The 22,518-nt window shown below is 43.2% G+C and carries 23 protein-coding genes and 2 pseudogenes; 7 read left to right on the forward strand and 18 right to left on the reverse strand.

The window, feature by feature from the left end; translation table 11 throughout:
• Positions 1 to 21: 21 nt before the first annotated feature.
• Together budA and alsS are read right to left on the reverse strand one after the other, a co-directional pair.
• Complete coding sequence (budA, locus tag QRX25_RS17465; protein WP_115996732.1) at positions 22 to 789, reverse strand: acetolactate decarboxylase; 768 nt, start codon at positions 787 to 789, stop codon at positions 22 to 24.
• Positions 790 to 849: 60 nt separating this feature from the next.
• Positions 850 to 2,562 carry an acetolactate synthase AlsS gene (alsS, locus tag QRX25_RS17470; RefSeq protein ID WP_212099561.1) on the reverse strand — a complete coding sequence of 571 codons (1,713 nt, stop codon included), beginning with the start codon at positions 2,560 to 2,562 and terminating at the stop codon, positions 850 to 852.
• 156 nt (positions 2,563 to 2,718) lie between these two features.
• Between alsS and alsR the strand changes: the two genes are divergently transcribed.
• Together alsR and QRX25_RS17480 are read left to right on the forward strand one after the other, a co-directional pair.
• Positions 2,719 to 3,627 (forward strand): acetoin biosynthesis transcriptional regulator AlsR, encoded by a 909-nt coding sequence (gene alsR, locus QRX25_RS17475; protein WP_014471118.1) that lies wholly within the window; start codon positions 2,719 to 2,721, stop codon positions 3,625 to 3,627.
• 198 nt (positions 3,628 to 3,825) lie between these two features.
• On the forward strand, positions 3,826 to 5,157 hold the full coding sequence (locus tag QRX25_RS17480) for an arsenic transporter (RefSeq protein ID WP_115996730.1): 1,332 nt from the start codon (positions 3,826 to 3,828) through the stop codon (positions 5,155 to 5,157).
• A gap of 48 nt (positions 5,158 to 5,205) precedes the next feature.
• On the opposite strand, the gene QRX25_RS17485 is transcribed toward QRX25_RS17480, so the two are convergent.
• From QRX25_RS17485 to QRX25_RS17495, 3 genes are all read right to left on the reverse strand, one after another.
• Entirely contained in the window at positions 5,206 to 5,880 is a 675-nt protein-coding gene (locus QRX25_RS17485; RefSeq protein WP_115996728.1) for a YwrJ family protein, read from the reverse strand.
• A 40-nt stretch (positions 5,881 to 5,920) separates the two neighbouring features.
• Positions 5,921 to 6,790, reverse strand: a complete 870-nt coding sequence (locus QRX25_RS17490; RefSeq protein WP_065982498.1) for a spore coat protein — start codon at positions 6,788 to 6,790, stop codon at positions 5,921 to 5,923.
• Positions 6,791 to 6,912: 122 nt separating this feature from the next.
• Positions 6,913 to 8,007 carry a CotH kinase family protein gene (locus QRX25_RS17495; protein WP_115996726.1) on the reverse strand — a complete coding sequence of 365 codons (1,095 nt, stop codon included), beginning with the start codon at positions 8,005 to 8,007 and terminating at the stop codon, positions 6,913 to 6,915.
• A 140-nt stretch (positions 8,008 to 8,147) separates the two neighbouring features.
• Between QRX25_RS17495 and QRX25_RS17500 the strand changes: the two genes are divergently transcribed.
• Together QRX25_RS17500 and QRX25_RS17505 are read left to right on the forward strand one after the other, a co-directional pair.
• Positions 8,148 to 8,771, forward strand: coding sequence for a CotG/ExsB N-terminal domain-containing protein (locus QRX25_RS17500; RefSeq protein ID WP_249199277.1), 624 nt, complete (start codon positions 8,148 to 8,150; stop codon positions 8,769 to 8,771).
• Between the two features lie 173 nt (positions 8,772 to 8,944).
• Complete coding sequence (locus QRX25_RS17505; RefSeq protein ID WP_212099564.1) at positions 8,945 to 9,565, forward strand: flavin reductase family protein; 621 nt, start codon at positions 8,945 to 8,947, stop codon at positions 9,563 to 9,565.
• 508 nt (positions 9,566 to 10,073) lie between these two features.
• On the opposite strand, the gene ggt is transcribed toward QRX25_RS17505, so the two are convergent.
• Entirely contained in the window at positions 10,074 to 11,651 is a 1,578-nt protein-coding gene (ggt, locus tag QRX25_RS17510; protein WP_212099567.1) for a gamma-glutamyltransferase, read from the reverse strand.
• Positions 11,652 to 11,858: 207 nt separating this feature from the next.
• Here ggt and chrS point away from each other — a divergent pair, with 207 nt between their 5' ends.
• Genes chrS through chrA form a run of 3 tightly spaced genes read left to right on the forward strand, consistent with a single transcriptional unit; the run spans position 11,859 to position 13,472 of the window.
• Entirely contained in the window at positions 11,859 to 12,335 is a 477-nt protein-coding gene (gene chrS / locus QRX25_RS17515; protein WP_212099570.1) for a chromate efflux transcriptional regulator ChrS, read from the forward strand.
• 13 nt (positions 12,336 to 12,348) lie between these two features.
• Complete coding sequence (chrB, locus tag QRX25_RS17520) at positions 12,349 to 12,939, forward strand: chromate efflux transporter ChrB (RefSeq protein WP_013353850.1); 591 nt, start codon at positions 12,349 to 12,351, stop codon at positions 12,937 to 12,939.
• Complete coding sequence (gene chrA, locus QRX25_RS17525; protein WP_013353851.1) at positions 12,936 to 13,472, forward strand: chromate resistance efflux protein ChrA; 537 nt, start codon at positions 12,936 to 12,938, stop codon at positions 13,470 to 13,472. The genes chrB and chrA overlap by 4 nt, the downstream gene beginning before the upstream one ends.
• 156 nt (positions 13,473 to 13,628) lie before the next feature.
• Here chrA and QRX25_RS17530 read toward each other — a convergent pair whose 3' ends face one another.
• From QRX25_RS17530 to QRX25_RS17585, 12 genes and pseudogenes are all read right to left on the reverse strand, one after another.
• Positions 13,629 to 14,345 carry an endonuclease V gene (locus tag QRX25_RS17530; RefSeq protein WP_212099573.1) on the reverse strand — a complete coding sequence of 239 codons (717 nt, stop codon included), beginning with the start codon at positions 14,343 to 14,345 and terminating at the stop codon, positions 13,629 to 13,631.
• Positions 14,346 to 14,453: 108 nt separating this feature from the next.
• Entirely contained in the window at positions 14,454 to 14,807 is a 354-nt protein-coding gene (locus QRX25_RS17535) for a hypothetical protein (protein WP_115996714.1), read from the reverse strand.
• A 661-nt stretch (positions 14,808 to 15,468) separates the two neighbouring features.
• Positions 15,469 to 15,885 (reverse strand): annotated as a pseudogene (locus QRX25_RS17540) (pre-toxin TG domain-containing protein); the annotation flags it as partial.
• Positions 15,886 to 16,043: 158 nt separating this feature from the next.
• A complete protein-coding gene (locus tag QRX25_RS17545) occupies positions 16,044 to 16,556 on the reverse strand; it encodes an Imm6 family immunity protein (RefSeq protein ID WP_212099576.1) in 513 nt (170 codons plus the stop codon).
• 176 nt (positions 16,557 to 16,732) lie between these two features.
• Positions 16,733 to 17,170, reverse strand: a complete 438-nt coding sequence (locus tag QRX25_RS17550; protein WP_212099579.1) for an SMI1/KNR4 family protein — start codon at positions 17,168 to 17,170, stop codon at positions 16,733 to 16,735.
• Positions 17,171 to 17,629: 459 nt separating this feature from the next.
• On the reverse strand, positions 17,630 to 18,115 hold the full coding sequence (locus tag QRX25_RS17555; protein ID WP_212099583.1) for a hypothetical protein: 486 nt from the start codon (positions 18,113 to 18,115) through the stop codon (positions 17,630 to 17,632).
• Between the two features lie 275 nt (positions 18,116 to 18,390).
• Positions 18,391 to 18,831 (reverse strand): SMI1/KNR4 family protein, encoded by a 441-nt coding sequence (locus tag QRX25_RS17560; RefSeq protein ID WP_212099587.1) that lies wholly within the window; start codon positions 18,829 to 18,831, stop codon positions 18,391 to 18,393.
• Between the two features lie 2 nt (positions 18,832 to 18,833).
• Positions 18,834 to 19,001 (reverse strand): annotated as a pseudogene (locus QRX25_RS17565) (WXG100 family type VII secretion target); the annotation flags it as partial.
• Positions 19,002 to 19,185: 184 nt separating this feature from the next.
• Positions 19,186 to 19,623, reverse strand: a complete 438-nt coding sequence (locus QRX25_RS17570; RefSeq protein ID WP_212099590.1) for an SMI1/KNR4 family protein — start codon at positions 19,621 to 19,623, stop codon at positions 19,186 to 19,188.
• A 9-nt stretch (positions 19,624 to 19,632) separates the two neighbouring features.
• A complete protein-coding gene (locus QRX25_RS17575; RefSeq protein WP_212099593.1) occupies positions 19,633 to 21,777 on the reverse strand; it encodes a ribonuclease YeeF family protein in 2,145 nt (714 codons plus the stop codon).
• 19 nt (positions 21,778 to 21,796) lie between these two features.
• On the reverse strand, positions 21,797 to 22,054 hold the full coding sequence (locus tag QRX25_RS17580; protein WP_014471125.1) for a YwqI/YxiC family protein: 258 nt from the start codon (positions 22,052 to 22,054) through the stop codon (positions 21,797 to 21,799).
• Positions 22,054 to 22,488, reverse strand: a complete 435-nt coding sequence (locus tag QRX25_RS17585; protein ID WP_065982507.1) for a YwqH-like family protein — start codon at positions 22,486 to 22,488, stop codon at positions 22,054 to 22,056. Before QRX25_RS17585 ends, QRX25_RS17580 begins: the two co-directional genes overlap by 1 nt.
• Positions 22,489 to 22,518 lie beyond the last annotated feature (30 nt).

The raw sequence follows: 22,518 nt of genomic DNA on the forward strand, positions 1-22,518 counted from the left end.
AAATGGGCTTTCTTTTTTCGTTTATTCAGGGCTTCCTTCGGTTGTTTCAATATCCTTCGCGAAATTAGGATTATCTAAATTTGCGTTGAAAAAGTCCGCCGTATTCGGAAGCTTGAGGTTCATGTTCATTTTTTGAGAAATGGTCACTTTGCAATCTTTAATGACATAGTCAAACACATGTCCGCCGGAATTGCGCCCTTCATCAATGAAGTGCAGGTGATATCCGGAAACAGCGATGCCGTTTGCGTAACCCGGTGTCCAGAAGCCGGCGATCGTTCCCTGAATGTCGTCAAAGTTGAACACAGGCTGTGTTTTCACCGCTTCGATCATCGGAACGTACGGTTTCTCCTGACGCTCTACCGTTCTAGTCTGCACCTTTTTAAATACGCCGTCTAAACGGATCGCATAAAATAAGTTTTTACTAGGCAGAAGGCTGGCGATTTCCTGCTCAAATTCTTCACGGGTCATTTCGCCGTCGATCGTATGCGTCATATCCGGCGTGAAAAATGTGAATGAGCAGAATGGTGACAGGTCTCCGCTTTTAACAGGCGTAGCCGTTCCGTCGCCGCGCAGACGGTAAAATTGTCCGTCAAATCCGATTAACTCGCCGTCCAGTTTGTTGAAAGTGCCGATTCCGAAATCACCGAACTTCGGAATGTCAGCCATATCAAAATCTCCGTCATATACTCCGTCCAGCAGAGATGTCATTGTTGATACTTGATAAATCTGATCCTCAGGTGAGCCCTTGTCTCCGCGGCTCATCACTTGGATGTCACTTGCGTTTTTCATATTCCCTTCACTCCTTTTGAATTGGGCTGTTTTAGAAAACAGGTCATGGTGCGCAGAGTGCTAGAGAGCTTTTGCTTTCATTTTTTCTTTGAATTGCTTCGGAAGCATGTCGCTTGATAAATGGACGTTGTCACTGTAATCGACAGGAATGTCGATGATGACAGGACCCTCTGTGTTCAAGCCTTTTTGCAGCACGTCTGCCAGCTGTTCCGGTGACTCAACGCGCAAGCCGGTGGCGCCGAAGCTTTCCGCATATTTTACGATGTCAATGTTTCCGAAATCTACGCATGATGTACGGTTATATTTTTTCATTTGCTGGAATGCGACCATATCATATGTGCTGTCATTCCAGACAAGGTGAACGATCGGCGATTTTAAGCGGACCGCCGTTTCCAGTTCCATTGCTGAGAACAGGAATCCTCCGTCTCCTGAAACAGATACGACTTTTTCACCCGGATTCACCAATGTGGCGGCAATCGCCCAAGGAAGCGCTACGCCCAATGTCTGCATGCCGTTGCTGATCATCAGCTTCAGCGGCTCATAAGCGCGGAAGTAGCGGGACATCCAGATGGCGTGAGAGCCGATGTCACAAGTAACGGTTACGTCGTCATCAATTGCGCTGCGCAGTTCTTGGACGATTTGCAGAGGATGCACTCTGTCGGATTTATGGTCGCTTGGAGCCTTCTCGCTGTCTGAGAGTATTTGTTTTAATTCGTCCAGCACTTCCTGTTCACGGCTGCCCATATCAAATGTCACCGCGTCGTGCTCAATTTGTTTGACCGTTGCGGCGATATCGCCCAGTAATTCTAATTCCGGCTGATACGCATGATCGATATCGGCCTGAATTTCATCAAGATGGATAATGTCACGGTCGCCGTTTACATTCCAGAACTTCGGATCGTATTCAATCGGATCGTAACCGATCGTTAATACGACATCCGCCTGTTCAAGCAGAAGATCGCCCGGCTGGTTGCGGAACAGTCCGATCCGGCCGAAATATTGGTCTTCCAGCTCTCTGGACAATGTGCCGGCCCCTTGGTACGTTTCCACGAAAGGCAGTTTTGTTTTAGCAAGCAGTTTGCGGATTTGTTTTACCGCCTCCGGTCTTCCGCCTTTCATGCCGACTAACAGAACGGGAAGTTTCGCCGTCTGGATTTTCGCGATAGCCGCACTGACCGCTTCTTCCGGTGCAGGGCCTTGTTTCGGCGCCGGCACGCTGCGTACGTTTTTTACAGTTGTGATTTCATTCACAACATCCTGCGGAAAGCTCACAAAAGCCGCGCCGGCCTGACCTGCTGACGCTGCCCTGAAGGCGTTTGTTACCGCTTCTGGTATATTCCCTGTTTCCTGTACTTCTACACTGTATTTTGTGATCGGCTGAAATAGCGCCGCATTGTCCAATGATTGGTGTGTCCGTTTTAACCGGTCTGCGCGAATCACGTTTCCCGCCAGTGCAACTACCGGATCACCTTCTGTATTAGCCGTTAACAAGCCGGTCGCCAAGTTGGATGCCCCCGGGCCTGAAGTAACGAGACAAACGCCAGGTTTTCCTGTCAGTCTTCCAACAGCCGCTGCCATAAACGCAGCGTTCTGTTCGTGACGGCATAAAACCAGTTCAGGTCCTTTATCTTTTAACGCATCAAATACTGCATCAATTTTTGCACCCGGAATGCCAAAAACATGTGTGACACCTTGCTCCACTAAGCAATCAACAACAAGCTCCGCCCCGCGATTTTTACCAGAGGTTTTTAGTTCATTTGTTGCTTTTGCCAACACCCTCACTCCTTATTATGCATATTAAATATAAAATTTTAAGTAATTTGTGATATTATTCACTATACACTCTTTGGAAATTGACCTCCAATATCAATTCGCCGTATGATTAATATGTTTCACGAATAATTAACAAAGGGAAAGGAATGGATAAGGATGGAGCTTCGCCATCTTCAATACTTTATTGCCGTTGCCGAAGAACTTCATTTCGGCAAAGCTGCGCTTCGGTTAAATATGACACAGCCTCCTCTCAGCCAGCAGATCAAACAGCTTGAGAAGGAAGTCGGCGTGACTTTATTAAAGCGCACGAAACGGGTTGTAGAGCTTTCAGCTGCCGGAGAAAGTTTTTTAAAACACAGCAGAAACGCGATCGAACAAATAGACAAAGCGATTGAAATGGCGCAGAGGACCGCACGGGGAGAGCTCGGCCGCCTTGTCGTCGGTTTTGTCGGCTCGGCCACATATGAATTTCTGCCGCCGATCATTCGGGAATTCCGTGAAAAGTTCCCCTCTGTCAAGCTGGATCTGCGTGAAATTTCCTCTTTCAGACAGCAGGAAGAGCTTCTGAAGGGAAACATTGATATCGGCATCCTTCATCCGCCTTTACAGCATTCGGCTTTACATATGGAAAAGGTGCAGAGCAGTCCTTGCATACTGGCTTTGCCGAAGCAGCACCCGCTTACCGCCAAACAAACAATCGATATTCAGGATTTAAAAAACCAACCGATTATCACACTTGCGAAAGAAACATGGCCGACTTTATACCTGGAATTTGTAAACTTTTGCGAGCAGGCGGGCTTCAAACCGAAAATCGTTCAGGAAGCGACGGAGTATCAAATGGTGATCGGGTTGGTAAGCGCCGGAATCGGTGTGACCTTCGTACCTTCTTCAGCTAAAAAGCTGTTTAATCTCGAAGTCGCCTATCGCGACATCAATCAGGTTCAGCTTACCGCCGAATGGGTCATCGCCTACCGCAAGGACAATCAAAACCCGATCCTGAAACATTTCTTGGAGATTATGAATAAACGCCAGGCTTTATTGCAGGCGGATAAGGAAAATGCATAAAAAAAGAGGGCGCCGAAAAGCAGCCTCTTTTTTTGTGTGCTTATATGGAATTTTATTAAATTAGTAGAAACGCTCAGTACACCTTTCGTCCTGTACTCGTATACATACAGTACAACTGATCAGGAGGGATAAAAATAACGGGGCGGCAATGGCCCATTCAAAAAGGAGGCAGAACACATTACACATATTAGCGTCATTTTGACCCTGATTTCTTTCTTTGCAACCATTATTTTTATATTTTGGAGACCCGGGGGAATAAATGAAGCCGTTCCGGCAGCGCTGGGCGCCATTCTCGTATTGTTAAGCGGAACCGTTTCCTTTCATGATTTAGGAGATATAGGGTCAAAAGTCACCGGAGCATCCATAACCATTATCTCCACAATGATTATGGCGATCGCGCTGGAAAGCTTCGGTTTTTTCAATTGGGCGGCAGCCAAGCTGCTCCATCGCGCCAAAGGGTCAGGCATCCGGCTTTTTTGGTTAACCAACCTGCTTTGTTTTTCAATGACGCTCTTTCTGAATAATGACGGCAGCGTTTTAATCACCACCCCTATTTTACTATTGGTATTACAGTATCTCGGACTTAAAAGACACCAAAAAACGCCGTATTTAATAAGCGGTGTATTAATTGCGACGGCAGCAAGCACCCCGATCGGCGTCAGTAATATCGTCAATTTAATTTCTCTCAAAATGATAGGCATGGATCTTTATTTGTATACCAACATGATGTTTATCCCCGGCACGCTGGGACTGGTGTTTATGGCCTTTCTGTTGTTTGCTGTTTTTTACCGCCGCTTGCCGAAGCAGCTCCCCGATATTCCGGTTCATTTTGATTCGCTGAAACACAAAAGATATCATCCGCTTCAGCCTCCGCCGGACCCGGCCCAAAACAGCCGCACGAACATCATGTTTTGTGTTTTGGCATTCGTATTGTTAGTACGGATCAGTCTGTTTGCAGCTTCTTACATCGGCATATCCGTTTCGCTTGTGGCCGTCATCAGTTCAGTCATTCTGCTTGGCTGGAGATGGTTTTATTTAAAAATCGGCCCGGCAGACTTATTAAGAAAAGCACCATGGCATATCTTTGTTTTTGCCTTCACGATGTATATTATCATCTACGGTCTTCATAATATCGGACTGACCGCATTGCTTGTGCAGTATATTGAGCCTTATGTCTCACAAAGCATTGCCCACGCAGCATCTATTATGGGAATTGCTACATCCGTCCTCTCCAATTTGTTCAATAACCATCCTGCCTTAATGATCAGCACCTTGACATTAACTGAAATGTCAATCGACCCATTAACCGTTAAAATCATTTATTTGGCTAATATTATCGGCAGTGATATCGGATCATTGCTTCTGCCGATCGGGACATTAGCCACACTTATCTGGATGCATATCACCAGACAGCACGGCGAAAAAGTCTCTTGGTCGGAATATATAAAAACGACTATTATCGTTGTCCCTCTCACCGTTGTGTTTACCATTACCGTTTTATTTGTTTGGATCAGTTGGATTTATCTTTAGCTCCGATGAAAAAAACTGCCTGCTGTATAAGAGAGGCAGTTTTATTATTTATGGGAGGTGCATGGTTTTTAAATGATTCAATTTCCAAAAAACAGTATCTCCCTCTGCATTGGTCAATTCAAGGATATTAGCGGAGACGTCCTGTAACAATCCCACTTTATTCGGTATATCTCCTAAATCCAGAATAATCAATTTGCCGATATATTTTTTTAATTGCTCCTCAAAATTCCGGACAAGGGGCACATTAGCGGGAACAACCGGCAGCTCTGAGCTGTTTAATGTATACGGCGTCTGCTCATTGGAGTATGGTGTCAGCCATTTCAAATGATGCATCGAAATGAAAAGCGTCTTATAAACCGGAGAGAAGAAAACGAAATAATCGTTTAGAACACTTGTCACATACCCATGAATGGAACGGTCTCCTGTCACGAATATTTCTGTAAATCTGCCTTTTATATGCTGGAGGGTATTTCGATAAGAAAATGAATGTTCCTGTTTTTCAGGATGCGGACCTTCTTTTCTTGTGTACGCCCCTTGATTCTGATCGTCCGGCAGCGTCAAAGTCATCCGCTGAAGATGCAGCAGCGGGATATAAAGAAAAGTCCGGCCGTCATAAATCACAATGATATCATGACCGATATCTAAAAGAGTTCCTGAAAATGTTGTATTTCCCGATATTTCAATATCGACTTGTTTATCCAGAAATCTGCTTAATCCAGCCATTTCATCCCCCCTCTCCCGCGTTTACGGACAATCTTTCCGGTCATTTACGGCCGCGTTTCCACCGATAATCTATTGTTCTTAATACAGTGGCGTAACTATAAGAGTCCTCTTCATCCCGTTTTGAGGATCGAACCGATCTTGATGATCTTTTCGATTTTTCAGAGGAAGTATGATGCTCCTCATGTGATTCCTCTTCAGTACACTCTTTCTCACCTTGATTCTCGTTTTTATTCTCCTCTTTTTTAGCTGCTCCTTTTGCCCCTGCGCTTATACTCTTGATATGAAGCGGATGGATTCGCAGCACTTCTTTATCTTTCACAAGGGTATAGTGGCCGTCGGAATTATCCACAAGTATACCTTCAACGGCTTCAGGACCGCCGCGGTTGATAGAAACCCATTTGTGGATCAGGCATTTAAATATGCCGTGAAAATCATCGGCCATTTCAAACTCTGTACGCTCATCCTCTTGATCATCTTCTTGTTCCGCGCTGATGCTTTTGACATGGTCGGTGTTAAAATATACAATTCCGTCATCTTCCGTTTCCAGCACAAGAAAATCGTCCCCTGTTTCGTGAAGCTTTCCTCTTTTCGATTCCGGACCTCCCTGATTCAACTGCACCGTGCGATTGGTCATCCGGCTGATCAGGTCTTGGAAATCATCAGCTTTTTCGCATTCTGCCGACTCGGCCGGCGATACTGTCTCACTCGTATTTTCCGTTACACTTTTCACGTGCTTCCATTGATAGTAAACAATTTTATTATCAACCTGAAGAGCTATATAATCCGATTGAATGTCTGCCAATCTTCCTGTCTTAGACTCCGGGCCCCCCCGGTAGACAGTAATCACTTTTCCTTCCATCGCATGCAAAAAGTTATCATCAAACCGATGCCGATTCGTATTGCGTTTCATCTATTGTCCTCCTAGTCATATTTCTCATTAATGTCAAAACATAATGCATATATACGTATCCCGATTCTTTTCGGGAACTGGTTCACCAGCCTATTTGCAAAAAATTTCCCTTCATTCTAAAATCAGATATTCCACTGCTTTAACTCACTGCTGATGAAGGCGGACCGCTCCTTAATGTATTCGCAAATCACATCAGGCTCCCGGTCAAAGCGGTCAATCTCATCTTTCTTATAAGGATCCTTCGCGACAAACGGCCTGATCTGTTCATACAGCGACATGACTTTCGGTTTCATATAGTCAATGGTAAACCGGGTCTGAAGCGTCTCTTCCAGAAGCTGTTTGTATGCTTTGCGGAAATACGGTTCATCCAGAAGCCTTGCAGTCAAGGTATTAAACCCTTGTATTCTGACATAATCGGCATCCATCCGCTCTCCGTGAATGTCTCTTCCCCACGTCGCGTCGTAATCCCACGGAATGACTTCAAAGAGTCCCGTTTCATGATTCCGGTACAAGGCGTAATTATGAACAAACCCATCATAGTTAGAGGTAAACACGATGCCCGCAAGCCACCGCAGATACTTATCCGCGTCCAAGTGTTTGACAATCTCCCCCTTGAACTCCGACTTCGGCACGGTATTAATTTTATAGATCATATCCTGCAAGTAAAAATCGTCTTCTTTCGTTCCTGTTTTCTTTTCATAGCCGAGTTCGAGCGATGTTTTCGTATCCCGCTCCAGATCACTGACAAGGGAGAAATTGGCGTCATCGTCAACCGCGTAAAAAACGGCGCCGTCCGCCAGATTCCGTTTCGCCAGAAAGTATTCATCCACTGACTCCAGCTCAAGGTACACCCCCTCATATTTGCCGTTGATTTGCAAGGATACGAAATTCGCCTTCGGTGACAGCGTCCCAAGTTCCGCGAAGAAATCGAGAGACAGTTTATTCCGCATCATCGACGGATCTTTGTACTCAGCGTTTAAATGTATTTCTTTAGCCCTGCGAAATGTTTTCGGCGAATAAAACGTGATATGATACGATTTTTTCTTAAAATCTCTTATATGAGAGCCGCGGTACGCCAGATCAATGTCAAGCCGTTTTTGATTAACTCTCAGCACCGCGGGCACCGGATCATCATCCCAAATGTCTTTTTTCAGCTCCCACAAGTCTTTCGGATGAATAAACAGCTGGTATAGAGGCAAGTTTGATTGGTCTTTCACTTGTAAACCTCCCTGTATTAATTTAGGCTGTGCATTTTATATAAAACTCAGCAGAACACACATACACTTTTTTCTTCCATGCGTACTATGTGGTAGTAAGGATCGCATCCTTAAAACATATATCAAGAGGAGGTTTCAAAATGGGCCACTATTCCCATTCTGATATCGAAGAAGCAGTACAGTCTGCAAGTACCGAAGGGTTGAAAAATTATTTGTACCAAGAGCCGCACAGCAAAAAAAGCGGTAAGAAGAGAAAATCTCGCAGCCATAAAAAATCCCGTTCTCACAAAAGATCTCGCAGCCACAAAAAATCGTGCCGCTCTCACAAAAGATCTCGCAGCCATAAAAAATCATGCCGCTCTCACAAAAGATCTCGCAGCCATAAAAGATCACGTTCTCACAAAAGATCACGCAGCCATAAAAAATCATGCCGCTCTCACAAAAGATCTCGCAGCAATAAAAAATCGTGCCGCTCTCGCAAAAAATCCCGCAGCCGTAAGAAGTCATGCCGGTCTCACAAAAGATCACGCAGCAATAAAAAATCGTGCCGCTCTCACAAAAGATCTCGCAGCAATAAAAAATCGTGCCGCTCTCACAAAAGATCACGCAGTAATAAAAAATCGTGCCGCCGCAAGAAAAAACGCACTCAGAAAAAACCTTACCGTTCTCATAAAAAAACCAGCCATAAAAAAGACGATTACTGCAGCAAAACAGAGTACTGGAAAGACGGAAATGTTTGGGTTGTAAAGAAAAACTACAAATAATCCCCCAACAACCTAACACCATTTGTAAATAGGCTGCCGGCTAAACGGAAGCCTTTTTTCCTCAATCAGATATATGCCACGAGATAAGATATGCAGCCGGGTTTCTTTTGTTGTGTTTCCGAATTTTCTTTCGGTATAATCAGGTTATACGAAAAAGAAAGGCGGCCGAATTGATGCATATCTTACGAGCAGACGAACTGAACGCAAAAGACACCTACAAATTGCTTTCCGGCACTGTAGTTCCCCGGCCGATTGCATTTGTCACTACGTGTTCATCTATCAACGGCGCCGTAAACGCGGCGCCCTTCAGTTTTTATAACATTGTCTCCGCAGATCCGCCGCTTCTTGCCATCTCTGTAAACCGCGCGGACGGACGGCAGAAAGACACCGCGAGAAATGCAATCGTTCATCAGGAATTCGTCGTGCATGTGAGTGATGAGTCCATTATTGAAGACATTAACAAAACGGCGGCAAGGCTTGATCCTGATGTCAGTGAGCTTGGCATAACAGACCTTTCTGTGACAGACAGCGCTTGTATCAGTGTTCCCGGTATAAAAGAAGCGAAGGTCAGGTTTGAATGTATACTCGAACGCCACCTTCCGTTCCAAAATGACAGCGGAGAAACGACAACAGATCTCATCATCGGCAGAGTCGTTTGTTTTCATTTGAATGACCAAGTATATGACGCTGATAAGGGCTACATACGGATGGATGAGCTGCAGCCCGCGGCGAGGCTCGCGGGGAATGAATATGCCAGACTCGGAAAGACATATACACTCGTCCGTCCGACCTGAAACAGGACCTAATATAATAGAAGAAACTAGTCAAAAAGACCCCTTTCAAAAGGGGTCTTTTTCAGCCATTTACCGTTTAACACAGCCTAATGTCTTATAGAATATTGAAATTTAGAATGTCCTCACCCGTATGAAAGGAATGACCAAGTTTTAGTGGGAGACCATGGATATCATTCATTTACTGATTTTTTCAGCCGTATTTGTTTTGTTCAGTCTCATGTTTCAAGTGTTTGCTGTCAACTTCTCGGTTTGCCAATGCCTGTTAAAAATCAGAAACCGATAAACGGCACACATCGATTGATCGAAATTTCACTGCTTATTATAGGCACCGCAGCGGTGACATTTTTCAATGAATTGTACGTATTTGCGGGAGTTATTTCTATGTTTTTTTGCTGCAACGGCTGGCACCAGCAGGAGAAAAAGCAATATGTGTACGATTCGTTTTACGCGGGTCTTTCCGCGGCACTTGGCGTGCTTATTTTTTTCACCCTTTTTAGCGGATCATGCTCTATACTCCTGCAGCCGCTCCGTCTCCGCGCGGGTCGGTTCCGCCTTTGAGAAAGCCTTCTTCATCAATGACGATCGCTGCTGCGTGTCCCATGAGCCTGTCAAAATCGCCAACGGTCTCAACGCGGTGACCGCAATGCTTTAACGCTTCCCTCGTTTCGGGGCTGATTCTGCTTTCGACCCTCAGCCCTTCGTACTCCTCTCCCCATGTCCGTCCCCAGACCCAGCGCGGCTCACTGACAGCCTGCTGCGGATCCATTTTGTAATCAATGATGCGCGTAATCACCGCCGTCTGAGTTTGCGGCTGGCCTTCCCCTCCCTGGGTTCCGTACAGGATGTGCGGCTTTCCTTCTTTAAAGGCCATCGCCGGCATGAGTGTGTGGAACGTCCGCTTGCCCGGTTCAAGTGTATTGACATGAGATTCATCCAGTGAGAAAAATGACCCGCGGTTTTGCAGCAGAATGCCCGTCTCCCCCGCCGTCACGGCAGACCCGAACTCGAAATAAAGGCTCTGAATAAAGGAAACGGCATTTCCTTCCGCATCGGCGACGGCGGCGTAAGCGGTGTCGCTTCCGACCGGCCGGCTTACCGCCGGCGCAGCCATATCACCGATTTCTTCCGCCAGCTGCTTTGCATACCGTTTATCAAGCAGCCGATCCAGCGGAATATGAGAAAACGCAGGATCAGTCAGCACTTCATTCCGGTGCTGAAAACTCTTTTTCAGCGCCTCGATCAGCAGATGATAATATTCAAAGGAGCCGTGTTCAATCTGGGTAAAATCATAGTTTTCCAATATATTGAGCGTCATTAAGCCTGTAAAGCCCTGTGAATTCGGCGGAGCCTGATAGATTCGGCACCCGCGGTAATCAGAGGATACCGGGTCCGACCACTCGCCGCGATGGGCTTTAAAATCTTCAAGCGTCAGACGCCCGCCGTTGTTCTGCAGAAATGATGTGATGCTTTGAGCGAGATCTCCTTCATAAAATGCACTCCTGCCTTTTTCGGCAAGCTGTTCCAAGCTGGCCGCCAGATCCTTTTGGACAAACCGCTCGCCTGGCATGGGCGTTTTTTTGTTTCTCGTAAAAATGGACGAGGTATACGGCATCGAGGCTAAAAGAGCGAGATTACGTTCTGTGTGGGCGCACTGATCGACGGATACCGGAAATCCGTTTGCCGCATAATCAAGAGCAGGCTTCAGCACCTCAGCGAGCGAAAGACGTCCGTACGCCGAAAGCACGGCATCCCAGCTGTCCGCCATTCCCGGAACGGTAATGGCGCTTTCTGTCCCGCGCAGAGGTATCGCTTCTCTGCCCCGATACAAGTCTCTCGTCACCTGCATTCCTGAACGGCCGCTCCCGTTATATGCTTTTATCCTGCCCGATTCTTGATGATATGTAAGCCAAAATGAATCTCCGCCAATCCCTGTCATATGCGGATACACGACTGCCAGGCAGGCGCTGACCGCCACCGCCGCATCAAACGCGTTGCCGCCCTTCTCGAGAATGCCGGCACCCGCCTGAGAAGCAAGATAATGCGGACTGACGACCATTTGTTTCGTTCCGATGGTTGAAGTATTCATGGCAAGCCCCTTTACAAATTTTCTCAATTATAAAAAACGGCACCGTGGGGCATCTACTTTCCTGGAAGAAAATCTCACGCATTATTTACCTTACGATAGGAAATGAACCTGATTTATTACATATCGAAAATAATTAAAAAATTCTCCTTCATTCCGTAAGATTTCATGATACAATAATATCTGCCAAATGAAGGAAGGTGAAACCGATTGGAACATGAGTACAGAATTCCGAATCTTGTACTTGATGAAACGGATAAACATATTCTCTCGATTCTGCACGAGGAAGGGAGGATTTCCTATACAGACTTAGGAAAGCGGGTTAATCTGTCGCGAGTGGCGGTTCAGCAGCGCATCCAGCATTTACTGGATGCCGGCGTGATTGAAAAATTCACCGCCGTCATCAACCCGGCGAAAATCGGACGTCATGTGTCTGTGTTTTTTAATGTGGAGGTGGAGCCGCAGTATTTGGAGGAAACGGCATTAAAGCTTGAACAGGAGCCCGCCGTGACAAGCCTTTATCATATGACAGGTCCGAGCAAGCTGCATATGCACGGCATTTTCGCAAATGATCAGGAGATGGAAGAGTTTTTGACAAAACGGCTCTATACGCAAAAAGGCGTCGTCAGTGTCGATTGCCAAATGCTGATTAAACGGTATAAAAGCAGAATGGGCATGAAGCTGTAAGGAGGACACGGCAATGAAAAACCCCTATTGGGACATTACGGCGGCGATGGTGCGGACAGGCATACTCGGATTCGGGGGCGGCCCGTCCGTGATCCCGCTCATCCGCCATGAAGCCGTCAACAAATACAAATGGATAGACGATGATGAATTCGGGGAAATATTAGCGATCGCAAATGCGCTGCCGGGTCCAATCGCCACTAAAATGGCTGCGTATCTGGGCTTCAGGCTAAAGGGCACGTTAGGCGCAATCGCGGCAACTCTCGCCCACATTCTCCCTACATGCCTCGCTATGGCGGGCTTGTTTACCGCTGTAAATGTGTTAAGCCATTCAGCGGTTGTTGCCGGCATGATCGGTGCCGTCACGCCGGTGATTGCAGTAATGCTCGGTATCATGGCATACGAGTTTGGGCAAAAAGCGCTGAAAGGTTTCGGCTGGGTCACCGGCATCCTGTTTTTTATCGTCGCTTTTATCGGCCTGCAAACGTTACAGATCAATCCCGGCCTTGTCATTATCATTTTTTTAGCGTACGGTGCGTTTCATTTTAAATTGAAAAACAAAATCACAAATAAGCATTCAAAAGATAAAGGAATGTCGTCCCCATGATAATGATCTATATATTTATGGCGTTTTTTATCGCAAACCTGCTGGGATATGGCGGCGGGCCTGCGTCTATCCCGCTGATGTTTGAAGAAGTCGTCAACAGATACAGCTGGCTCACAAACGATCAATTCTCAAATATGCTCGCACTTGCGAACGCATTACCGGGCCCGATCGCCACCAAAATCGCCGCGTATGTCGGCTACAGCGCAGGAGGATGGCCCGGCTTCCTGATCGCGCTGATCGCAACCGTTGTACCGTCGGCGCTCGCATTGATCGTCCTGCTGCGCATCATTCAGCGCTTCCGCCAATCACCTGTCATCAAAGGCATGACGCTGTCCGTCCAGCCTGTCATTGCAGTCATGATGCTCATTCTTACCTGGCAAATCGGCGCAGACGGAATCAAAGCTATCGGCTGGGTTCAATCAATAGTGATTGCGGGGATCTCCCTCCTTGCTTTGACAAAATTCAAGATGCACCCGGCATTTTTGATTATCGCGGCGTTTTTGTATGGAGGCCTTGTGATCCCTCATTTATAAAGAAAAGCACCTGGACAGGTGCTTTTTTATTTCGGTACCGACATGTGTTCGCTATGACAGTTGTTTCTTCGCTTCTGCTTAATTTGCACGTGGTTCCTGCCATTTTCACAGATGGCCTGATCAATAAAAACCCTTGCAGCTCCTGAACTGCAAGGGTTATACGTGATTTTTCTGATAAAATGTTCGCAGGATATGTGTTTCAAGGTCAGCCAGGCGGACAGGGATCGGCAGTCTGCTTTCTTGATTGATCAGGCTCATCGTGATCTGATAGCTGCTTTCTAAATTAATGTCATTCCCGCAAGACAAGAAGATAGGCTTCACATCCTGCCGCGTCCGCAGCGCCCGGCCATATACCACACCGTCAATAATGATATCGGTATAGGCACCGACTTCATTTTCAGGCATTATGAAATCACAGCCTTTAATTTTGAGATAAGTTTTCGCAATCCCAATCGTCGGCTTACCCAGAAAAAAAGCCGCATGGGTGGCAATGCCCATATGATTGTAATGCAGATACCCGTTGCCATCAAACAAAAACACATCCGGCTCCGTCTCCAGCTTTTTCGCCGCTTCGATGATCAGCGGCAGCTCACGAAACGCAAGAAAACCGGAAACATACGGCACACTGATTTTCCCCATGCTGTGCACTTTTTCAATGACTTCTTTTGTATCGGCGTCAATGACAATGATACTGCACACCCCGTACGGTTCGCCGTCCTGATCCCAATAGGCGAGATCGACGCCTGCGCAGGTGTTGATGGAGTCTGGGGCGATGGTGGGTGACAGGTTAATTTTATGTTTAAGGGATTGCTGTGTTTTTATAAATTCTTCTTTTTCGTTTATGTTGAAATGGTGTATTTGTTTCACGTGCACCTAAAATCAATCCTGCCTCAAGTTAACTAGTGTCTGTTTTTCGCTTAAAAATTCTTGTTGAAAAACTTGCAATTCAGGTTCCGCAAGCTTTTAGTTTTAATCAATTAACTACATTTCACTATTCGTAACTTTGTTTAATATCATTTCTATATTTTCAACTACTTCAATATGGTTATTTGACTGAAATTCATACATGGGGTTATCCCAATCATCATTTTGTATCACAACCAGTTGATAAAATCCACTAGCATCCGCATCTGGATACCAACCTAAATCAAGTAAGTAATTTTTACGAGAGTATGTTAATTGCAATAAATCTTGTGAAAAAAATAACCACTTTTCATCGTCTGGAGCTAGATTTTTCGGATCAATTTCTCTAAAGCTGTTTTGATTTATGGTCCATCCTTTCGGAATCCTTAAGGATTGTAAACTTACTTCTGGCATTTTTTTTATCTTTCTCATAAAAGCCTCCTATTACTTATCAATACCAAGTTGTTTTAAATACTTATCTAATCGACTTCCAGAAATCGGATGTCCGTGATATTCACCGCCAGAAAACTCTGCTCTAATCCAGGTTGGTTGGTGTGCCAAGATCATAACCGATTGTTTTTCCTGCATCATAAATGAAATAATAGTTGTTATTGCCATTATCAATAATATGACCTTTTAGAAGTGCTTCTTTTTCTAAAACTTTGTTATTCACATCTGGTAAGTACTGAGCAGCCTTTCTACCTGTCATACTAAAACGTTTTGCTTCTTCAGGAGTTTTAGCCTTAACATGTTTATGTCCATGCGGAGTGAACGAAGCATTATTAAGCATCGTTCTAAATTCTTTACGTCCATAATACCCATCATGTGCTACTTTATCGTGATTTTTAGAAATGTTGGGCCTATGAGATCTTCCCTTACGGACGCCATCACTAACCATCTTCACAATCCCAAGATCCTTCACAGCGGCCGTTTCCACATCTATACGGGCTGTTGGGAGTCCGAACGTGAAGCCATTAGTTGTTACCGGGCGTTCTGCGTACACGCGGACATTTGTCGGGACTTTGAATTGCTTTACTTTTTCTAGTGTTTTGTTTGCTTTTTGGACTTTTGAATGGGTTGCAAGCGGTATGCCTTTGTTTACATGCTTCGCCAGCGCCCCGGCTCCAACCAAGCTCAAAGCCGCTTCCAGCGCCCCTTGCTTACGCTTCTCCTCAGATACTTTGTTTCCAAACATATCTCTGCCTGTGACGGCTTCTGAGAATCCGTTTGAGGCAACGAGGCCGTATGCGCCCATTTCTGTCATTTTGAGAATGTCACCTGCTTTGTAGGCGTCTAAAGCATGTTCTGCGGCAATGACAGTTTTTCCGGTTTTGTAAATGGCTTTTCCGCCTTTGAAGGCGCGGCCTGCCCAGCCGACGACCGGTATGAATTCGGCGGCGGCCATTGCTCCTGCTGTAACGCGTTCTGCGGTTGAGAGTTTTTCCCCGGTAACCGGATCAACGCCTTCTGCTGCTCTTTTATAATCATAATAGCCAGTGACTTTTCCAGTAACGGACTTCATGAGGACAGCCATTATGAAGTATCTATTTCAAGTAAGCACCTTTTAATTGTACAGGCATAAGTAATTTGTAAAAAACAAAAGCACTTGTTACCTAAAAGGAAATCCAGTGCTTTTTCTATGCATTACCTTTTCAATTGAGTGCATAATTAGTTTTGTATTTGAAGTTCCCTTAAAACCTCTGTCCGTAAATCACCCATAATGTTCCCATTCTTGTATGCATCCAATAAAATATTCATTTTTCTAATATAACTATCTGCATTATCTATGCATTTTGTAAAACAATCCATAAAATGGTCTAATAATGTATCATCAACTAAAGCAATTGGTTCTGGATAATATTTGACGTCTTCTCTTTCAAATGCTTTTCTACTAGTATAAGCAACTGCATCTATAATACAGTTCCAAGCTGTTACATCTGTTTCATTCACTGACATCTCTTGAATTAATGTTATCCCATTTTCTTCATTATCTAGTGATTCATATAGAATGTCCCCTATATTTTCTTTATCTTTTAACCAATCCCAACATTTATATATAACTTTCTTTGCTAAGACCTGATCTTCCTTTTGAGAAAATACCGTCAAAACTTTTTCTGAAAATCCAAGAAAAAATATTACTTTGCCGTCTTCTGTTAAATTACTGAAATTTGTATTATCCATAATTAACCTCCAATTATTCAATATAATTTCCATTTTCCCCGAAGACAGGTTCATAGCCCAACAGACATTTAAGTCATCTTAAACAGAAAATAACAATTCATTTGTAAAAAAACCTTGAAAGGCTTCATCAGCCAATCAAGGTCAATTAATTCTTCAAACCCTTCACACTTTTAAGTCTAATCCTCAGTTAAATCAATATAATATTTGTTATCATTGAGGAACTTTTTTAAAAAATCCTCTAACGATTCAGCTATTTGAGTGTCAAAATAAAATATTGGATTATTCCCCAATTGTAAATCTATAGAAATATAAACACCCTCGTTTACTTCAAAAAAAATAAGTTTATTTTCATCATCATAAAGTTCATCTAAATCTGGGTCAAACTCAAAAATTCCTTCTCTTAGTCTAATGTCGGCTACTGCCCCTGGCCCCAATATCCTATTAATTGCATTATCACTTTCACCTTTAATAAAACCATAACCGACTTCTAAATATAATTGTTTTAAATCATTTGGAATATCTACGTTCATTCTTTGTTCAGCTTTTAATATATCCTCTTCAGGTACCTTATATGTTTTATTATCTAAATGATTTATAAATTCAAATTCAGCCATGAACTATTTTTACCTCCTTGGAAAAAGCTTTCCTGATGTTGCTCCCTTTCCATATATTTCCTCGTGGTGTGCATCCGGATATTTTGCCGGATGAATATTCCACACCATTCATGAGGGCCTCCAAAGTTGTTCTCTATGTATAATGGGCATCATACTGTTGACCAATACTTCGGGCAACTTCTCCATTATGGGATTTAAGATAATGAAATAGATAACTCTACTTCAAAATATAATTATTTTTAATTGATTGCCGAATGGGAAGCAAAAACCAATCAAAAGTGGCCAAGCCATACAGAAGAGGTTTTTGATAAGTAGATTTCGTAATCCTTCCTTATTACTGTTTCTATCAACATATTTCTATGAGATTTCCCTAAAGAACTAAAAACTGTATATATTAAAACAAAAACGCCAGCCCTTGGATTAGTCATTAGACTGACGTTTGTTTCTTGAGATCCACTCTCAATCTTTTTTCAAGACGATAAAATTCCCGTTAGGATAATCGCCATTCCAACCACATGGAAAATAACCCGCTTTATAAATTTCAAAAACTTTTTCAAAAAAATTATTCGTATTACCATTAATTGCTCTATTAATAGCACAATTGTTTAGGTCAGCTACTATATCCTCAAAAAAGGCATTATATCCAGTAGAAGCACTTCTGATGTTTTCAGAAAAAATATCTAATAACGAGTCTATATTTTCCGGCTTTTGATTATCTTCTAATTCGTAAAATCGCCCCCATACTTCACTCATCTCAATTTCCCTTATATCTTTCCATGTATATTCGTCTTCTCCATATACTTCTTCATAAGCCAAGTATTCAGCCTGTTTTTGATCATTAATTATTTTAGTAAAATTAGATACATTAACTGATTTTATAGGTTTGAAGGTTTTTGAAAATTCAATTACCTCTTCTACTAGATTATAATATTTCCCAAAATTCATTACTTGTTATACCACCTTCTGTACTCCAAATTGTTATCCTATCCGTAAAAAAACTTGCCGATGACAACACGGCAAGTTTTTAACTATAGCAATTCTAATTATAACAGTAAACAAGGCATCTCCTAATGTTAATCCCGTGTTGAAAGGCTGTATATGCGGCAAGTCACTTCAACTGTTAATTGTTCTGTAGCGTTTTAGTTTTTCTTCTTGAAAACACATTTTATTATAAAAAAATTAGAATGGCTTCAGCAGCCAATCAAGGTCCATTAATTTACCTAATCCTCAATTAAATCGAGATAATATTTATCATTTTTCATAAGTTCTATTAAAAACTCTTCTAATGAATCTGCAATTTTTATATCATCATAATATATTGAATTATTTTGTTCATTGCCTAATTCAATTAGTAACAAAGCACTTTCATTTGCTTCAAAGAAAATCACTTTATCTTCTTCAAGTTCCTCATAAACTTCAATATCTGGATAAAATTCAAAGTCATTAACTTTTAATCTTGCATCTCTGATTGAAGCAGGTCCAAGAATGCGGTTAATATTATATTCTGATTTTTTAAGAAAGCCGTAACCCACCTCTAGAAGAAACTGTCTCAAATCATAAGGTAGCCTTAAACCTAACTTATTTTCTACTTCTAAAATTTCATTCTCACTTACTGGATAAAATGTGTTCTCTTTGTAACTTTTAATAAAATCATATTTCACAATTATTTACCTCCCTTGAATAGTTCATTAGCAGGTGAACCCGTCCCATGAATATCAGATTGATACTCATTAGGAAACTTAGCTGGGTGGATATTCCACCACTCATGTTCTCCCTCAAAACTGTTTTCGATAATATGGTGAGCATCATACTTATCACCTTTTTTTCTCACCGGTTCACACTCCTGCAGTGAGGCGTTCTGTGGTGGAGAGTTTTTCTCCTGTGACAGGTTCATAGCGCAACAGACATTTAAGTCACCTTAAATAGAAAATAACAATTCATTTTAAAAAAAACCTTGAAAGGCTTCACTAGCCAATCAAGGTCAATTAATTCTTCTAACTATCCCATTTTTAAGTCTAATCCTCAATTAAATCAATAAAATATTCGTTATCATTGAGGAACTTTTTAAAAAAATCCTCTAACGATTCAGCTATTTGAGTGTCAAAATAAAATATTGGATTATTTTCCAATTGTAAATCTATCGAAATATAAACACCCTCGTTTACTTCAAAAAAAATAAGTTTATTTTCATCATCATAAAGTTCATCTAAATCTGGGTCAAACTCAAAAATTCCTTCTCTCAGTCTAATGTCGGCTACTGCCCCTGGCCCCAATATCCTATTAATTGCATTATCACTTTCACCTTTAATAAAACCATAACCGACTTCTAAATATAATTGTTTTAAATCATTTGGAATATCTACGTTCATTCTTTGTTCAGCTTTTAATATTTCCTCTTCAGGTACCTTATATGTTTTATTTTCTAAATGATTTATAAATCCAAATTCAGCCATGAACTATTTTTACCTCCTTGGAAAAAGTTTTCCTGATGGTGCTCCCTTTCCATGTATCCCCGCTTGGTGTTCATCCGGATATTTTGCCGGATGAATATTCCACCACTCGTGAGGGCCACCAAAGTTGTTCTCTATGATATGATGGGCATCGTACGGTTGACCAATACTTCGGGCGACTTCTCCATGCTTATCAAAAACCTCTTCTGTATATCTAGGCCACTTTTGATTGGTTTTTTCTTCCCATTCTGCAATCAATCTATCTTTCAAACTTGATGTGAATTTGCTCCTATGCTTAGCTGTTTCTTTTGGTGTTAATTTCTCATAGTTATTATTTCTTAAAGCTTCTTTTATATGGTCGATCTGCTCTTTACAAACCTTTCGTCCAGTTTTGGCTTCTATATCTCTGAGATATGCTTTCGCTAAGTCTTTATTTAGTTCACCAGCAGCTTTAGTGCCTTCACTATGAACGTTTTTTTGCCTCTCAACTTTCAGCACCTTAGGCTCTTCTACATGATCTGCTTTCGGTTTTTTCGCAAATTTTCCATCGCTTGTACGAAACACTTTCGACGAGGCATCATAGAATACCTTCCCTGTTTGTGTAATATAGTGAATATGGTCTTTAGCAACTTGTTTTAGGTAATTAACTGGATACTGTGCGACTTTCTTGACAGCTTCTTTATTAATCAAACTCTCAGTATAGTAGCTGCTTTTAGCATATGCGTATGCTGGCTGATTTCGGAATGTTCCCATCAGCTGTTTCGCAAAACGTACGGTTTCACCAGCTGATTCTATCACCGATAAAGATCGTTTTTTAACTGATTGATAGGTTTGATGAGCTACTTTTTTCACATGGGTCGGATTCACGACATGTCGTATATCTGATAGTTTCACTTTAACTGTCGAACCTTTATCCACTTTTCGATACATTGATACACTATGATCAACCGATTTGGCCAGACTGCCCGCTCCAACCAAGCTCAAAGCCGCTTCCAGCGCCCCTTGCTTACGCTTCTCCTCAGATACTTTGTTTCCAAACATATCTTTGCCTGTGACCGCTTCTGAGAATCCGTTTGAGGCAACGAGGCCGTATGCGCCCATTTCTGTCATTTTGAGAATGTCTAGGGATTTGCCTGCTTTGTAGGCGTCTAAAGCATGCTCTGCGGCAATGACAGTTTTTCCGGTTTTGTAAATGGCTTTTCCGCCTTTGAAGGCGCGGCCTGCCCAGCCGACGACCGGTATGAATCCGGCGGCGGCCATTGCTCCTGCTGTAACGCGTTCTGCGGTTGAAAGTTTTTCCCCGGTAACCGGATCAACGCCTTCTGCTGCTCTTTTATAATCATAATAGCCAGTGACTTCTCCAGTAAAGTTGCAGATGCCATCCCATGTTTTCTCGTACCATGGTTTATTGGCTTCTTCTTCAGCTTTTTCCTGAAGCTGTCTTGCTTCGGCTTGTTGGGTTTTCGCATCGATATATGCTGTTCCCTGTTTTTCTGTTTCAATAACGCTTTTGTAGATCTCATTGCTGTGGAAGGCTTTTTTGTCATAGTACATAGGGGATGCGTTTTTTCCGTTGCTGGTGGCCTGCATAAGTACGGAATATTTGCTGAGCACTGCGTTGTCCAGGGATTCTAAGTTTTGATATTCAGTGCTCAGGGATTCATCAAGCTTATCGACTGCCGTGATCGTGTCACGTCTGGTTTTCTGGGCATCGCCCATTTTATCCGCGTAGGCATCAAGTGAATACGTGTCGAGATGAATAATATCGCTGATGCTTGACAAAATCGAATCGATTTCTGCTTTATGAGCGGAGACAATCTCTGAAGCTTTCAAGTCTGCGTTGGCCAGCTCGTGCTCCAAAAATGAAGTCTCCACATATGAATCACTCAGTTTTTGATCTTTTATGTCACCTGAAATGCCATTTAAAAACGCAATTTGAGCAGAGACAAGCGTCAGCCAGCTGTCGGCGATTTCCGCTTGCCCCTGAAAGAAATCCTTTATATTGTCTGCGCCTTTCCCTTTCAAAGCATCGCCGAGATCAGCCATTCCTTGAAAGGATTGTTTGAGCGCATGCAGCTGCTCTTCAAGAGCTTCGTATTGTTTCTTTCTCTTGTCTGCTTCATCCGTTAACGATTGTGATTCAAACACTTTGCTCATCGGCAAGTCCTTTCTTTCGTTATTTTACGGCGATCGCCTCGTCCTGTTCTTTCAGGGAGTCTACGTTGTCTTTTACGTCCGCGATATTCTTATGAACGGCTTGCTTATATTCGCTGATCATGGAGACAAGCTTTGCCTCGCGGGATTCATACTTGGAGGTATAGTCGAGTCTGTTTTTTCCGTTTGAACCGGCGCTCCCGATAGAAACGGCCTCCAAAGCGCTGCTGACGGATTCAAGCTGCTTCATGACGGCTCCGTATTTGAGTTTTATTTCCATTAAAACCAACTCCAGCTTCTTTTGATTGATTGTATTTTGTCTCCTACCGCGTCAAGGGCTTCTTCTCCAAGCGTCAGCAGGTGTTCTGCCTCTCTCGCGATGCTTCTGGCGGCAAGGAGCCCTCCTTTTTCAATTTCAAGCTGTGTCATCTTCAAGCCGATTCGATACATATACCCGTCGTATTTATCTGTGACGATTCTGTATGCTTCTGTATGGGCCTGATCGCGCCGGTCATCAAATTCTTCTGCGAAAGTGCCGGTCCAATGATGATCCAAGTGCGGTCTGAGGATGTCTTTAATTTCAGACATGCCCTCTTCCTGCAGAGATTCTATCTCTCTCTTCGCTTCTTTTAATTTTTCAATTTGGTGTTCGATCTCGCCCAGTTTATGGCTGATTGTGCTGTTAATATGGCTTAATGTGGTTGAATGGCTCATCTGTTTTCACCTCGTCTTACGCAAAAAGTC

The organism is Bacillus sp. L381, assembly GCF_030284525.1.
Taxonomy (GTDB): domain Bacteria; phylum Bacillota; class Bacilli; order Bacillales; family Bacillaceae; genus Bacillus; species Bacillus amyloliquefaciens.